Origin of the sequence: Streptomyces sp. NBC_01317 (genome assembly GCF_035961655.1) — a bacterium.
In the GTDB taxonomy this organism is placed as follows: Bacteria; Actinomycetota; Actinomycetes; order Streptomycetales; family Streptomycetaceae; genus Streptomyces.
Genome location: NZ_CP108393.1, coordinates 4241924 through 4257442 on the forward strand (window position 1 = coordinate 4241924; position 15519 = coordinate 4257442).

At 69.1% G+C, this 15519-nt stretch carries 9 protein-coding genes; 3 read left to right on the forward strand and 6 right to left on the reverse strand.

Features of this window, described 5'->3' with window-relative positions:
• Nucleotides 1-99: 99 nt before the first annotated feature.
• On the reverse strand, nucleotides 100-2283 hold the full coding sequence (gene murJ / locus OG349_RS18165) for a murein biosynthesis integral membrane protein MurJ (protein ID WP_327235613.1): 2184 nt from the start codon (nucleotides 2281-2283) through the stop codon (nucleotides 100-102).
• 45 nt (nucleotides 2284-2328) lie between these two features.
• Entirely contained in the window at nucleotides 2329-4641 is a 2313-nt protein-coding gene (locus OG349_RS18170) for a DUF6049 family protein (protein ID WP_327235614.1), read from the reverse strand.
• A gap of 212 nt (nucleotides 4642-4853) precedes the next feature.
• On the opposite strand from OG349_RS18170, the gene OG349_RS18175 reads away from it, so the two are divergent.
• On the forward strand, nucleotides 4854-6296 hold the full coding sequence (locus OG349_RS18175) for a CCA tRNA nucleotidyltransferase (RefSeq protein WP_327235615.1): 1443 nt from the start codon (nucleotides 4854-4856) through the stop codon (nucleotides 6294-6296).
• Nucleotides 6297-6307: 11 nt separating this feature from the next.
• On the opposite strand, the gene OG349_RS18180 is transcribed toward OG349_RS18175, so the two are convergent.
• The 3 genes from OG349_RS18180 to OG349_RS18190 form a co-directional block, all read right to left on the reverse strand.
• Entirely contained in the window at nucleotides 6308-7621 is a 1314-nt protein-coding gene (locus OG349_RS18180; protein WP_327235616.1) for an MFS transporter, read from the reverse strand.
• A gap of 155 nt (nucleotides 7622-7776) precedes the next feature.
• Complete coding sequence (locus OG349_RS18185; protein ID WP_327235617.1) at nucleotides 7777-8859, reverse strand: inositol-3-phosphate synthase; 1083 nt, start codon at nucleotides 8857-8859, stop codon at nucleotides 7777-7779.
• A gap of 56 nt (nucleotides 8860-8915) precedes the next feature.
• Entirely contained in the window at nucleotides 8916-9632 is a 717-nt protein-coding gene (locus tag OG349_RS18190) for a PadR family transcriptional regulator (protein ID WP_327235618.1), read from the reverse strand.
• A 370-nt stretch (nucleotides 9633-10002) separates the two neighbouring features.
• Between OG349_RS18190 and OG349_RS18195 the strand changes: the two genes are divergently transcribed.
• Together OG349_RS18195 and OG349_RS18200 are read left to right on the forward strand one after the other, a co-directional pair.
• Nucleotides 10003-12669, forward strand: a complete 2667-nt coding sequence (locus tag OG349_RS18195; RefSeq protein WP_327235619.1) for a transglycosylase domain-containing protein — start codon at nucleotides 10003-10005, stop codon at nucleotides 12667-12669.
• A 146-nt stretch (nucleotides 12670-12815) separates the two neighbouring features.
• Complete coding sequence (locus OG349_RS18200; protein ID WP_327235620.1) at nucleotides 12816-14333, forward strand: glycosyltransferase family 87 protein; 1518 nt, start codon at nucleotides 12816-12818, stop codon at nucleotides 14331-14333.
• A 117-nt stretch (nucleotides 14334-14450) separates the two neighbouring features.
• On the opposite strand, the gene OG349_RS18205 is transcribed toward OG349_RS18200, so the two are convergent.
• Entirely contained in the window at nucleotides 14451-15482 is a 1032-nt protein-coding gene (locus OG349_RS18205; protein ID WP_327235621.1) for an alanine racemase, read from the reverse strand.
• Between the last annotated feature and the right edge of the window lie 37 nt (nucleotides 15483-15519).

Here is a 15519-nt window from a genome sequence, read left to right on the forward strand (position 1 = left end):
CCGTTGCGTGCTGTCCAACAGCCAAGCCAATTGTGCCCACAGTCGGACGCTATGCACGACACGCGGCGGCCGGTGATGGTTGTGCCCGGCCGCCCCGCTCTAGCGTCCCAGGCGTCCGCGCACCATGCCCACCATGGAGTTGAGTTCTTCGATCCGCATCTTCTTCGCCGCGACGAAGAAGACCGCCAACAGGACGACCCCACCGCCCACGAGCGCCACCAGCGACGCCCCGGCGCTGCTGCCGAGCGACTGGAGGAGGAAGTAGGCCGCCGCGCCCGCGACCAGGGCCGCCGGCACGGAGGCCAGGCACAGCCGGGCGTACGTCCGCATGACCCGGCCGCCGTCGAGATCCCCGCCGAGGCGCTTCTTGAGCCTGCGCCAGGCGATACCGACACCGACCGCGTAGGCCAGCCCGTACGAGGCGGCCATGCCGACGACGGCCCAGCGGGCGGGCAGCACCACGTAGCAGAGGGCGGAGGCGCCGGCGTTGACGGCCGCGACGATCACTGTGTTGTAGAAGGGGGTGCGGGTGTCCTCGTACGCGTAGAAGCCGCGCAGTACGACGTACTGCACCGAGTACGGGATCAGCCCGAGGCCGAACGCCATGAGGATGAAGCCCATGGACCGCGCCGACTCCAGGCCGCTCGACGAGAACAGCAGCGTGGACATCGGGACACCCAGCGCCAGGAACGCGAAGGCGATCGGCACGATCGCGACCGCCGAGTTGCGCAGCCCCTGGGAGATGTCGTCGCGCACCGCGCCCGGGTCGTCGTCCTGCGCGGCGCGGGAGATCCGCGGCAGCAGGGCGGCCATGACGGAGACGGTGATGATGGCCTGCGGCATGCCCCAGATCAACTGGGCGTTGCTGTAGGCCAGGATGCCCGTGCCGTCCCTGCCGGAGGCGTGACCCGCCGCGGTCGCCAGCTGGGTGACGACCAGGACGCCCGCCTGGTTGGCGAGGACGAACAGGACTGTCCACTTGGCCAGCTTGACGGTCTTGCCGAGACCATGGCCCTTCCAGTCGAACCGGGGACGGAAACGGAACCCCGCCTCGCGCAGGTACGGAACCATCGCCAGGGCCTGCACGGTGAGACCGAGGAGGGTGCCGATGCCCAGCAGCCGCACCCCGTCGGGCGGGATGGTCCGCACCGTCATGTCCGACGTGTCGGCGGTGCCGTACACCCAGATGAACAGGCCGAACGTGGTGATCACGACGATGTTGTTGAGGACGGGAGTCCACATCATCGCGCCGAACTTCCCGCGCGCGTTGAGGATCTGGCCCATGACCACGTGCACACCCATGAAGAAGATCGTGGGCAGGCAGTAGCGGGCGAAGGTGACGGCCACGTTGTTCGCGGCCGGGTTGCCCGCGATCGTGTCCGACATCAGCTGGATCAGCAGCGGCGCCGCGAAGACCGCCACGGCCACGATGACACCCAGCGCCACCACGACCAGCGTCAGCAGGCGGTTGGCGTAGGCCACCCCGCCGTCGTCGTCGTTCTTCATCGACCGCACGAGCTGCGGGACGAACACGGAGTTCAGACCGCCGCCGACGGTCAGGATGTAGATCATCGTCGGCAGGGTCGCCGCCACCGTGTACGAGTCACCGAGCAGCGCGGCGCCGAGCGCGGCGGTGATCACCAGGCTCCGTACAAAACCGGTGAGCCGTGACACCAGCGTGCCCGCCGCCATCAGCGCACTCGACTTCAGCAGACCCGAGGCCCGCCCGCCCGCCTTCGCGGGCGGCGGCGGCACCGGAACCGGCTCGGGCTCCGTCGCGACCGGAGTCCTGGCCAGGCCCTGCTGGTCCCGGTACAGGTGCGCGAACGCGTCCGGCGGCGGCGCCTCCGCACCGGCCTGCGAGACCAGCTCGTCGACCCCCGTGAACTGGGTGGTCCGCGGGTCGTCCCCGTACGGCAGATGACGCGACACCCCGGCCGGCTCCGGCGGCGGGGTCTGCGCCCAGACCCGGGGATCCGGCGGGTACTGCTGCGCCGGCGGCTGGTACAGCTGCGTCGTGTCCTGGTACGAGCCGGGAGGCGGCGGCGGGTGCGACGCGCGGTCGTACAACGCCTCGCCCACCGGATCCCGCGCGGTCACGTCGTGCGTCCAGTACGGATCCTGCTGGTACGCGTCCTGCACATAGGGGTCCGGGACAGGGGGACTCTGCGCATAGGGGTCCTGGGCGTACGGGTCCTGGGCGGGCCTGCCAGAGGGCGGAACCTGGCCTGCCGGATCGCCGGCCGCGCCCTGCCCGCGGTCACCGTCGTACGGCGCGTTCATGGTTACCCCACCTCATCGTCCCCGGCCGACCGGCCACGACATCGCTCAACGGTCCACTTTCTCACCCGTGTCCGACGGGCTTGCGCTTTCCGGTCCGGTGTCCGGTGTCGGGTCACTCCGCTGCCCGGGTTCCGCGTCCCCGTCGTCCCCGGGAACGGACTCGCCGTCCCCGGTCACGGCCGCCGCCTTGCGCGCCGCCGCCCGCTTGCGCTGGCTGTACATCTTGACCCCGGCGAGCGCCAGCAGCAGCACACCGGCGGCCATCACGAGCAGGACCGTCGGGGTGACCTCGGAAACCTTCACCTTGAACGTCATGCTCTTGCCGTACGGCTTGCCGTCCTCCGTGTACAGCTGGGCGGTCACCTCGACCCGGCCGTTGGCATTGCCCGCGGCGGAGAACTTCACCGACTGGCTGTGCCCGCCGTCGATCTTGATGGGCTGCTCCGCGACATCCCGGCTCCCGTCGATCTTCAGACGCGTCGGCTGACCGGACTCCAGGCGCAGCATCAGATGATCCACCCCCTGGAGCAGGTTGTTCTGCACGGTCACCGGGATGGTCGCGCTGCGCCCCGACAGGGTGAGGTCGGACTTCGGGACCAGCTGCACCTCGTCCGTCAAAGTCTTCAGGTACGTGTCCACGCTCCGCCGGTACTGCTCGGCGTCGGTACGGTCCCCGCGCCACGACGCCGACAGCGCGCGGTTGATCGCGTTGCTGAAGGGCGCGTCGACCCGGTCGGGCAGGCTCAGGACGGCCTTGAACTTGTCGAGCGCGTCCTGGGTGGTCCTGATCTCCTGGAACGCCTGGGTCGACAGTTCCTGGTTCCGGAGCTTCTTCGGGTAGCGGGAGGCGCCCGGCACCTTCGTATTGGCGTCGGCGTCCGGCTTGGCCGCGGCCGCCGCCAGCAGGTCCGAGGTCTGCGTCCACCGCTCGGGGTCCAGACCGTGCAGCGCCCGCGCCATCGACTGCGCCTGGGCCACCGTGGGCATCCGCTGGGGGGCGACCACGATGCTGCGCTGGTTCCCGGGCTGCTGCAAGGTCACGGCGAGGGACTGGGCGAGGAACTTCTGCACCGCGAGGATCGAGTCGTCCGCCGACGTCATATCTCCCTGGAAGGCGGTGGAGAGCCGGGTGTCGGCCACGACCGCCGTGGTGCCGCCGCCGATGGGCCGGGCCGCGGTGGGCGTGTAGGACAGGTTGTCCTGGAGGCTGTCGCTGCGGGTGATCACCTTGTGCGCGCCCGCCGAGGTCGCCACGTCGACGATCGAAGGATCGATCGCCCCGTTCACCGGCCAGGCGAAATCGACCGACGGCTTCACGTGCAGGACGGTGTCCACGGTGCCGACCGCGGCGTCCGTGGCGTGCTGGAGCTGGCTGAGCGACCCGGAGACGTTCTTGCCGCGGTGGGCCAGCGACGCCAGATCGGGATCGGCGAACGGCAGCGCCACGACCTTGCGGTCCCGCACGGCCTTCTCCAGGGAGTTCAGCCACTGCCTGGCCACGGTCTGGCTCTTCCCGGGGACCGTGCTCTTCCCGCTCCTGACCCGGTAGTTTCCGGCCATCGCGTCGGCACTGGCCAGCAGGTCGGGATCGATGACCCAGGTGACAGGAAGCTGATTGCCGAGCGACACCAGCTGATCCAGCCGGCCACCCGGCGCCAGCTCCTCGGCCAGGTCGTCGTTCTCGAAGACCGGCGTCTGCTGGTCGTCGGAACCGGTCTGCGCCGACAGGCGCGTGGTCGAGATCAGCGGCCAGAGGTAGGTGATCTGGGTCCTCTTGCCCGTCGCCTCCGGCTGCCAGGGAAGGAACGTCCGCTGGATGCCCACCACGTGCTCGTACGGGGCGTCCACCGTGTCCCCGCTCACCGAGACACCGAGCTGGTAGACCCCGTCCTCGCCCAGGCCGAGCTTGCCGACCGGAACGGACAGGGAGAAGGTGTACGGCACGCCCGGGGCGAGCTTCGCCAGATCGACCTTGTACGCCCCGCCGAGCGGCGGCACCTCGGCCGCCGTGTCGGGGGAGCGCTCAGCCGCGTCGTCGATGGCGGTCCGCCCGGACAGCGGCGGTCCCACCCGCAGATCCACCCGCGCCTCGGTGACCGCGCTCTTGCTCTTGTTGGTCACCGTGCCCGAGATGACCAGCGTGTCGCCCTTCACCGGAGCACTCGGCGTCAGCGTGTCGAGCGCCACGGCGACCGTACGCGTCCCGGTGGCCTCCACCGCGGCCTGAGCCGCGGGAGCCCCCGCACCGGCCACCAGCGCGCCCAGGAGCGGCGCACCCGCCATCAGGGAGGCTGCGCGCCACAGCCACCGGCGGGCAGGAGAGTGAGCCCTCCCCTGGAAGTCTGCCGCCTCGGCCACGCGCTCGCCCGTCCCTCGTCATCGTCTGCTGCCGTTGGTGGTTGTCGACTGCTGCGTCCACGCATGGTAACGATGTGCGCTGTGGCGAAGTGCTGGGCACCGCCCCACATGATCGGAAGAATCTCATGCCCCGCCCGAAACCCGTGCATCGGAGGCCGGGCCGCCGGAAACGGGGGAGCCCGCACCGGCCGGGACACGTAATCTTTTCTGTTGTGCCGAACGCCAATGAAGACAATCCCAGCGCACTGAACCAGGTGCAGCGCCGCGCGGTCAGCGAACTGCTCCGGGTGTCCCCCGTCGCGGACGACCTCGCACGCCGATTCCAGGATGCCGGATTCACGCTCGCCCTGGTCGGCGGTTCCGTCCGGGACGCCCTCCTCGGCCGGCTCGGCAACGACCTGGACTTCACCACCGACGCCCGCCCCGAGGACGTCCTGAGAATCGTCAGGCCGTGGGCGGACTCGGTCTGGGAGGTCGGCATCGCCTTCGGCACGGTCGGCAGCCAGAAGGACGGCTACCAGATCGAGGTCACCACGTACCGCTCCGAGGCCTACGACCGGACGTCACGCAAACCTGAGGTGTCCTACGGCCGGACCATCGAGGAAGACCTCGTCCGCCGCGACTTCACGGTCAACGCGATGGCCGTCGCCCTGCCCCAGAAGGACTTCATCGACCCGCACGGCGGCCTGGAGGACCTCTCCGCCCAGGTGCTGCGCACCCCCGGCACCCCTGAGGATTCCTTCTCCGACGACCCGCTGCGCATGCTCCGGGCCGCGCGCTTCGCCGCCCAGCTCGACTTCGAGGTCGCCCCGGAGGTCATCGCCGCCATGAAGGCGATGTCGGAACGGATCGAGATCGTCTCCGCCGAGCGGATCCGCGACGAACTCAACAAGCTGCTCCTCTCCACCCACCCCCGCAAGGGCCTGGCGCTGCTCGTCGACACCGGGCTCGCCGAGCGGATCCTGCCCGAGCTGCCGGCCCTGCGGCTGGAGAGCGACGAGCACCACCGGCACAAAGATGTGTACGAGCACTCACTTACCGTGCTGGAGCAGGCCATCGACCTGGAGGAGGACGGCCCCGACCTCGTCCTGCGGCTGGCCGCCCTGCTCCACGACATCGGCAAGCCCCGGACCCGGCGCTTCGAGAAGGACGGCCGGGTCTCCTTCCACCACCACGAGGTCGTGGGCGCCAAGCTCACCAAGAAGCGCATGACCGCGCTGAAATACTCCAACGACCTGATCCGGGATGTGTCCCGGCTGGTGGAACTCCACCTGCGGTTCCACGGGTACGGCACCGGCGAGTGGACCGACTCGGCGGTCCGGCGCTACGTCCGCGACGCCGGCCCGCTCCTCGGCCGGCTCCACAAGCTGACCCGCTCGGACTGCACTACCCGCAACAAGCGCAAGGCGAACGCGCTCTCCCAGGCCTACGACGGCCTGGAGGACCGGATCGCCCAGCTCCAGGAACAGGAAGAGCTGGAGTCCATCCGGCCCGACCTCGACGGCAACCAGATCATGGAGATCCTCGGTGTCGGCCCCGGGCCGGTGATCGGCGCCGCGTACACGTTCCTGCTGGAGCTGCGGCTGGAGAACGGGCCGATGGAACGCGACGCGGCCGTCACCGCCCTCAAGGAATGGTGGGCCACCCAGGACTGACAGCGGCGGGGTCATGTTTCACGTGAAACATGACCCCCGTCGAGGCGTTCCCCGGGCGATGTTTCACGTGAAACATCGCCCTTGCGTGTCATCGCCACGGCGACAGCCGCGTAGAGAAGCGCCACCCCCACCACCAGCGGCGCCGACCGGCCGTCCTGCGGCAGCACCAGTGCGGCCACCCCCGCCGCCCCCACGAAGGCGACGTTGAACAGCACGTCGTACAGCGAGAAGACCCGGCCCCGGAACGTGTCGTCCACCGCCGTCTGCACCACCGTGTCCGTCGCGATCTTCGCCCCCTGCGTCACCAGACCGAGGACGAACGCGGCCACGAGCAGCGGCGCGGGCGCGAAGGGCAGCCCCAGAAGAGGCAGCAGCACCGCCGCGGAACCCGCGCACCACACCGTCCAGGCGGCGGTACCGAGCCGCCCCGCCGCCCACGGAGTGAACACCGCGGCGGCGAAGAACCCGGCTCCGGACACACCGAGGGCCAGGCCGAGCAGCGCCAGCCCGTCCGACTCCCGGTCCGTCCACGCGTACCGGCAGAGCATCAGCAGCATCACCGTCAGCGCCCCGTAGCAGAAGCGCATCACCCCCATCGCCGCCAGCGCCCGCGCCGCCGCCGGCCGCCGCGCGAGATGCCGCAGCCCGTCCCCGAGCCCCCGCACGGTGGACGCCACCGCCGCACCGAACCGCGGCCGGTCCGGCGCCCGTTCGGGGCCCAGCAGTTCACGCGCCATCAGGAGCGAGGCCAGTGCCGCACAGAGATAGAGGACAGCGCCCAGCAGCACCACGGCGGTGGCGGAGTCCAGGACCGTCAGCCGTACGAGGAAGGCCAGACCGCCCCCGGCGGTCGCCGCCAGCGTCCCGGCCGTCGGGGAAAGGGAGTTGGCGATCACCAGGCGCTCCGCGTCCACCACCCGGGGCAGGGCGGCCGAGAGCCCCGCGAGAACGAACCGGTTGACCGCCGTCACCGACAGCGCGGAGACGTAGAACAGCCAGTCGGGCACCTGCGCCAGGATCAGCAGAGCCGTACAGCCGGCGAGCAGGGCCCGCAGCAGGTTCCCGTACAGGAACACCTGCCGGCGCAACCAGCGGTCCAGCAGCACGCCCGCGAACGGGCCGATCAGGGAGTACGGCAGCAGCAACACCGCCATGGTGGAGGCGATCGCGGCCGGCGAGGTCTGCTTCTCGGGGGAGAAGACCACATAGGTGGCGAGCGCGACCTGGAAGACACCGTCGGCGGCCTGCGAGAGCAGACGGACGGTCAGCAGGCGGCGGAAATCACCGAGGCGCAGGAGTACGCGCAGATCACCCACGACGGACATGGAGCCAGCGTCACACACCCGCCGGTGACACAGAAGGGACAGGCGGCACAGAAGAGGAGGGTCACCGGGCCGGCGGCCTGGTGACCCTCCTCGTCGCGCTGAAATCATGGTGCTGACTTCATCGCGCTGGAACGGCTCCCGCGAAACGCGGAGTCCTAGTTGTCGACCTCGCCGCGGATGAACTTCTCGACGTTCTCACGGGCCTCGTCGTCGAAGTACTGCACCGGCGGGGACTTCATGAAGTACGACGACGCCGAGAGGATCGGGCCGCCGATCCCGCGGTCCTTGGCGATCTTCGCGGCGCGCACGGCGTCGATGATGACACCCGCGGAGTTCGGGGAGTCCCAGACCTCCAGCTTGTACTCCAGGTTCAGCGGAACGTCGCCGAAGGCACGGCCTTCGAGGCGGACGTACGCCCACTTGCGGTCGTCGAGCCACGCCACGTAGTCCGACGGGCCGATGTGGACGTTGTCGGCGCCCAGGTCGCGGTCGCGGATCTGGGAGGTGACCGCCTGCGTCTTGGAGATCTTCTTCGACTCCAGGCGCTCACGCTCCAGCATGTTCTTGAAGTCCATGTTGCCGCCGACGTTCAGCTGCATCGTGCGGTCCAGGACCACACCCCGGTCCTCGAAGAGCTTCGCCATCACGCGGTGCGTGATGGTCGCGCCGACCTGGGACTTGATGTCGTCGCCGACGATCGGGACACCGGCCTCGGTGAACTTGTCCGCCCACTCCTTCGTACCGGCGATGAAGACCGGGAGGGCGTTGACGAAGGCGACCTTGGCGTCGATGGCGCACTGCGCGTAGTACTTCGCGGCGGCCTCGGAACCGACGGGCAGGTAGCAGACGAGAACGTCCACCTGCCGGTCCCTGAGGGTCTGGACGATGTCGGCCGGCTCGTCGCCGGACTCCTCGATCGTCTCGCGGTAGTACTTGCCCAGGCCGTCCAGCGTGTGGCCACGCTGCACGGTGACGCCGCTGGAGGGCACGTCACAGATCTTGATGGTGTTGTTCTCGCTGGCGCCGATGGCGTCCGCGAGGTCGAGGCCGACCTTCTTCGCGTCGACATCGAAGGCGGCGACGAACTCGACGTCCCGCACGTGGTACTCGCCGAACTGGACGTGCATCAGACCCGGGACCTTGCCCGCCGGGTCGGCGTCCTTGTAGAACTCGACGCCCTGCACCAGCGAGGCGGCGCAGTTGCCCACGCCGACGATGGCTACGCGAACCGAACCCATTCCGCTTGCTCCCTGTGATCTCAGTGTTCTGATGAGGCCCGCGAAGATGCGGGATCTCATGTGGCCGTGTCGGCGGACGGATCCGGCGGGCCGCCGCGACCCGGGGGCGTACCCCCGGGAGACGCGGTGTCCCGGTGCCGGGGCAGGCCGTCCACCTCCACGGATGTCTCTTCCTGCTCAGCGGGGTCCCCGGGGCCCGACCGTCGCCGGTCCGTCCCCGCCCGCTCGCTCTCGATGAGCTCGTTCAGCCAGCGCACCTCGCGCTCCACGGACTCCATGCCGTGCCGCTGAAGCTCGAGCGTGTAGTCGTCGAGGCGCTCGCGCGTACGGGACAGGGAGGCGCTCATCTTCTCCAGACGCTCCTCCAGCCGGCTGCGGCGGCCTTCCAGCACGCGCATCCGCACCTCACGCTCCGTCTGGCCGAAGAAGGCGAACCGAGCCGCGAAGTGCTCGTCCTCCCAGGCGTCGGGACCGGTGTGCGACAGGAGCTCCTCGAAGTGCTCCTTGCCCGCCGCCGTGAGGCGGTAGACGATTTTCGCCCGGCGGCCCGCGAGGGACGCGGCGAGAGCGTCCTCCGGAGCGCTCCCCGGCTCCTCGATCAACCAGCCGCTCGCGACCAGCGTCTTGAGACACGGATAGAGCGTCCCGTAACTGAACGCCCGGAAGATCCCCAGCGAGGTGTTGAGCCGTTTCCGCAGCTCATAGCCGTGCATGGGGGACTCACGGAGAAGACCGAGGACGGCGAACTCAAGGATGCCCGAGCGTCTGCTCACCCTTCGCCTCCTCCGTCGTTCAGGACCCTTATGCCGTACTGATGTATCGACTCGATACATCACGACGATAGAGGGGAGATGCTCCTGCGACAAGAGGGGACATGGTGAACGGCGTCACATCCTTAATTCTCATCAAGCAACTTGCCTGGTTTGGCATGAACTTCAGCTCTCGGAGGGGTTTGACCGTGCGTAGTCTGTGCGGCATGCAGACCACCGGGGACCCTGGGGAGCGAGTGAACGACAAGCCACTCGGCCCACCGGATGCATGGCGGATGAGCCCGACACCGGGCCCATCCGTATTGAGGTCGGGGGTACCGGAACTCAACTGCCGCTTCCAGGCGTATGCGCCTGCCCGAGGAGTAGTCGTTCGATGAGCGAGCACCGTCGCAAATCGCCACAGTCGCAGGGTGGCGGACGTGCCGCGGCCAGGCGTGCGGCCCAGCAGCCGTCCGGCCGTCGCGCGGATCATTCCCGTGGAGCCGATTCGGCCGTCCCCTCCGACGCGTACGAGGAGGAGCGCCCCGCCGGGGGCCGCGCCGAGGCCAGACGCGCCTCGCAGCGCGGCGGCCGGCGCGCCGGACATCCGGAAGGACCACCCGGCCGCGGCCGGGGCGGTCCGCCGCGCAAGAAGCGCATCATCGACTATCCGCGCCACGACAAGTACGGCTGGCGGCGCTGGACCCCCTCCTGGAAGCTGACCACGGGTCTCTTCCTGGCGTTCTGCGCCTCTCTCATGGGGGCCGCGTCGATCGCGTACGCCATGGTGAAGACGCCGAGCATCGTCGACACCGCGGTGGCCCAGAACAACGTCTACTACTGGGCCGACGGCAGTCAGATGGCGGCCACCGGTGGTGAGGTCAACCGGCAGATCCTCGACTACTCCGAGATCCCGATGGAGATGCAGGAGGCGGTGGTCGCCGCCGAGAACAAGACGTTCTGGGAGGACTCCGGCGTCGACCCCAAGGGCATCGCCCGCGCCTTCGTGAACATGGCCAAGGGCGGGGAGACGCAGGGTGGCTCCACCATCACCCAGCAGTTCGTCAAGAACGCGGTGCTCAACGACCAGAACCAGACGCTGAGCCGCAAGTTCAAAGAGTTGTTCATCTCCATCAAGGTGGGCAACGAGTGGGGCAAGAAGAAGATCATGGCGGGGTACCTGAACTCCTCCTACTACGGACGTGGCGCCTTCGGCCTCCAGGCCGCCGCCCGTACGTACTACGGAGTGGACGCGCAGAAGCTCAACTCCAGCCAGTGCGCCTTCCTCGCCACGCTCCTCAAGGGCGCGACGTACTACGACCCGGCGGGCGCCACGGAGTACGACTCCGCCGCCACCCCCGAGGCCAACCTCAAGCGGGCCTCGGATCGCTGGACGGGCATCCTCGACGAGCTGGTGGTCGAGGAGAAGCTCACCCCGGCGGAGCGCGCCAAGTTCTCCAAGTTCCCGATGCCCGACCCGCTGAAGAAGAATGACAAGCTGGGCGGCCAGACCGGATACCTGGTCGACCTCGCCAAGTCGTACGTCCTGAACAACACCGACCTCGGCATCGACGCGAAGACGCTGTCCGCGGGTGGCTACGAGATCCACACGACCTTCGAGAAGGACAAGGTCGCGGCTCTCGACAAGGCCGTCAGCAAGGTCTACAAGGCGAAGATCGATCCCAAGAAGCGTCCGGAAACCGACACGCACGTCCAGTTCGGCGGCGCCTCCATCGACAACGAGACCGGCGCGATCCTCGCCATCTACGGCGGCCAGGACGCCACCAAGCACTTCACCAACAACGCCAACGAGACGGGCGCCCAGGTCGGATCGACCTTCAAGCCGTTCGTGCTGGCCGCGGCGATGGAGGACGGGGTGCAGGACCCCAAGGGGTCGGGGAAGCGCACGATCGTCGCGCCGGACAAGACGATCTACAACGGTGACAACAAGCTCAAGATCAAGAGATTCGACGGTTCCATCTGGACCGACAAAGACGGCAACGAGTGGCGTCAGACCAACGACGGCGACGAGTCGTACGGCCCCATCGACCTGCGTGAGGCCATGCAGAAGTCCGCCAACTCCCCCTACGTGCAGCTGGGCATGGATGTCGGCATCCCGCAGGTGAGGCAGGCCGCCATCGACGCGGGCCTGCTGAACAACGCCTCCATGAACCCCAACAACGTCCCGTCGTTCTCCATCGGCATCTCCACGCCGAGCGCCATCCGCATGGCGGGCGCCTACTCCACCTTCGCGTCCAGCGGCAAGCAGCGGGAGCCGTACTCCGTGGAGAAGGTCGTCCAGAAGGGCCGGGCCGTCTACACCCACGAAGGCAGCGCCAAGTCCGCCTTCTCGGCACCGGTCGCGGACACCGTCACGGACATCCTCAAGACCGTCGTGGAGGACGGCACAGGAACCAACGCCCAGCTCCCGGGCCACCAGGTCGCCGGCAAGACCGGCACCACCGACGGCAACAAGTCGGCCTGGTTTGTGGGCTACACCAAGCAGATCTCCACCGCGGTCGACATGTACCGCCTCGACGACGACGCGACGAACAAGAGCCGCAAGTTCGAGGAGATGTTCGGTACCGGCGGGGAGGAGAAGATCCACGGAGCCTCCTTCCCCTCCACCATCTGGCGCGACTACATGATGGAAGCCATGAAGGGCAAGAAGGCCCTGCCCTTCCCCAAGCCCGAACCCCTCGGTGACGCCTGGTACGGCGGCGGCGCCAGCCCCAGCCCCACCCCCAGCGAAACCGCCTCGCCCAGCGAGAGCCCCTCCGAGAGCCCCAGCGAAACCCCCTCGGAGACCCCCAGCGAAACCCCCTCCGAAGAACCCACCCCCTCCGAGACCTGCACCAGGCTTTTCGGCTGCGGTGACAACAACGGCGGGCAGAACGGCGGCGGCGACAACGGGGGCGGCAACAACGGAGGCGGCAACAACGGCGGCCAGAACGGCGGAAACACCGGAACCCCCTCCACGACCACCTCACCCCCCGGTGACCCCGGCGGCGGTGGCAACGGCGGCGGCGACGGCGGCATCTTCGGCGGCCAGCAGGGCTGACCGCCCCCCAGGCCGACGGCCCGGGGCCCACCGCCCCCACAGCCCGGCAACGCCCACGAGGGCCGCCGCACCCCGCGTACCCACCCGGTACGCGCGGGTACGGCGGCCCTCGCCGCGTCACAGGGCCGTACGGCAGGATGGGCGCCATGCCCAGCGCAGAAGAGACCACCGTGCACCAGGACCGACCGGTCGTCGCCCCCACCCGGCGGGACGAGATCGCCGCCGCAGGCAGCGAACTGATCGGCGGCCCCGCCGGGCGCTGGGCCTGGCACGGCAGCAGCCGCCTCACCCCCGTCCGCGTCATCGCCCTCGTCGCGATCGGCATGTTCGCCCTCGGCATGGCCCAGAAGATGCCCTGCTACGACTGGGCCTGGTTCCGCGGCGCCACCTCGCAGTACACCCACGCCTGCTACTCGGACATCCCGCACCTCTACGTAGGACGCGGCTTCTCCGACAACCTCGTCCCGTACTTCGACCGCCTCAACGGCGACATGCAGTACCTGGAGTACCCCGTCCTGACGGGACTCTTCATGGAGGTCGCCTCCTGGCTCACCCCCGGCGGCTCCATGCAGTACCGCGAGCAGATGTACTGGATGGTCAACGCGGGCATGCTCATGATCTGCGCGGCCGTCATCGCCGTCTGCACCGCGCGCGTCCACCGCCGCCGCCCCTGGGACGCCCTGCTCGTCGCCCTCGCGCCCGCCTTCGCGCTCACCGCGACCATCAACTGGGACCTGCTCGCCGTCGCGCTCACCGCCGCCGCCATGCTCATGTGGTCCCGCTCCAGGCCCCTGGCCTTCGGCATCCTCATCGGCCTCGCGACCGCCGCCAAGCTCTACCCCGTCCTGCTCCTGGGGCCCCTGCTGTTCCTCTGCTGGCGGGCCGGGAAATTCCGGGAGTTCACCACCGCCCTCCTCGGCGCCGCCGGCTCCTGGCTCGCGGTCAACCTCCCCGTGATGCTGCTCGCCCCCCAGGGATGGCAGAAGTTCTACACGTTCAGCCAGGAACGGGGCATCGACTTCGGATCGTTCTGGCTGGTCATCACCCAGCGCACCGGCCGCCCCATCAACATCGAGACCGTCAACACCGCCGCGACCCTCCTCGTCGCCCTCGGCTGCGCGGCGATCGGCGCACTCACGATGATGGCCCCGCGACGGCCGCGCTTCGCACAGCTCGCCTTCCTCGTCGTCGCCGTCTTCATCCTCACCAACAAGGTCTACTCACCGCAGTACGTCCTGTGGCTCGTCCCGCTCGCCGCACTGGCCCGCCCCCGCTGGCGCGACTTCCTGATCTGGCAGGCCTGCGAGGTCATGTACTTCCTGGGCATCTGGATGTACCTCGCGTACACGATGAGCGGCGACAGCCACAAGGGACTCCCCACCGAGGGCTACCAGCTCGCCATCGCCCTGCACGTCGCCGGGACCCTCTACCTGTGCGCGATGGTCGTACGAGACATCCTGATGCCCGAACGGGACGGCGTACGGGCCGACGGCTCCGACGACCCCTCCGGCGGCGTCCTGGACGGGGCACAGGACGTACACGCCTTCGGACTTCCCGCCCGGTCCCCGTACGACGACATCCCGGCGACGGACGGCCCGCGCGTCGACTGGGGAGCCCCGCCGCCGGACACGGAGACCGCGGGACGGCCGTCAGGGAGCGTCTGAGGGGTTACGAGGGTACGTACGCTCCCGGGCCCCGGGTACGGCACCCAAGGCCCGGCTACGGCCCCCAAGGACACCCAGGGGGCCGTACGGATCAGCGATCCAAGGGGGCCGTACGGATCAGCGATCCACGATCCGGTCGAACTGCGTCGTCGTATGCCGCAGATGCGCCACCAGCTCCGCACCCACCCTCGGCTCCTGCGCGTCCGACGGCACGAACAGGATCGACACCTGCATGTGCGGCGGCTCCGCGAACCACCGCTGCTTCCCGTCCCACACGAACGGCGACAGATTCCGGTTCACCGTCGCCAGACCCGCCCGCGCCACCCCCTTGGCCCGCGGCATCACCCCGTGCAACGCCTTCGGAGCCTCCAGACCCACCCCGTGCGACGTCCCGCCGGCCACCACCACCAGCCAGCCGTCCGACGCCGCCTTCTGCTGCCGGTAACCGAACCGGTCACCCTTCGAGACACGCGTCACATCCAGCACCGCGCCCCGGTACTCCGTCGCCTCGTGATCACCCAGCCACAGCCGCGTCCCGATCCGGGCCCGGAAACGCGTCTGCGGGAACTGCTGCTGCAACCGCGTCAGCTCCTGCGCCCGCAGATGACTGACGAACATCGTGTGCAGCGGCAACCGCGCCGCACGCAACCGGTCCATCCAGCCGATGACCTCCTCGACCGCGTCGGAACCGTCCGTACGGTCCAGCGGGAGATGCAGGGCGAAACCCTCCAGCCGCACGTCCTCGATGGCCGCGTGCAGCTGGCCCAGCTCCTCCTCCTTCACCCCATGACGCTTCATCGAACTCATGCACTCGATGACCACACGGGCACCCACGAGGGCGAACACCCCGTCCACGGAAGAGACCGAACGCACCACACGGTCAGGCAGCGGAACCGGCTCCTCCCCCCGCCGGAACGGCGTCAGAACGAGCAGGTCGCCACTGAACCAGTCCTTGATCCGGGCGGCCTCGTAAATGGTCCCGACAGCGAGCATGTCGGAACCGAAGCGGGTCGTCTCGTCCGCGAGACGCTCATGACTGAAGCCGTAGCCATTGCCCTTGCACACCGGGACAAGCCCCGGGAACTGATCGATGACCGACTTCTGATGCGCCCGCCAGCGCGCGGTGTCGACGTAGAGAGAGAGCGCCATGCCGGGCCGGAACCTTTCTCGTGGCAGCGGTGTAGGA

Bases quoted from the DNA above. Each gene is read 5' to 3' on its own strand.
- murJ (WP_327235613.1), bottom strand. From the start codon at position 2,283: ATGAACGCGCCGTACGACGGTGACCGCGGGCAGGGCGCGGCCGGCGAT.
- OG349_RS18180 (WP_327235616.1), bottom strand. From the start codon at position 7,621: ATGTCCGTCGTGGGTGATCTGCGCGTACTCCTGCGCCTCGGTGATTTC.
- OG349_RS18185 (WP_327235617.1), bottom strand. From the start codon at position 8,859: ATGGGTTCGGTTCGCGTAGCCATCGTCGGCGTGGGCAACTGCGCCGCC.
- OG349_RS18195 (WP_327235619.1), top strand. From the start codon at position 10,003: ATGAGCGAGCACCGTCGCAAATCGCCACAGTCGCAGGGTGGCGGACGT.
- OG349_RS18200 (WP_327235620.1), top strand. From the start codon at position 12,816: ATGCCCAGCGCAGAAGAGACCACCGTGCACCAGGACCGACCGGTCGTC.
- OG349_RS18205 (WP_327235621.1), bottom strand. From the start codon at position 15,482: ATGGCGCTCTCTCTCTACGTCGACACCGCGCGCTGGCGGGCGCATCAG.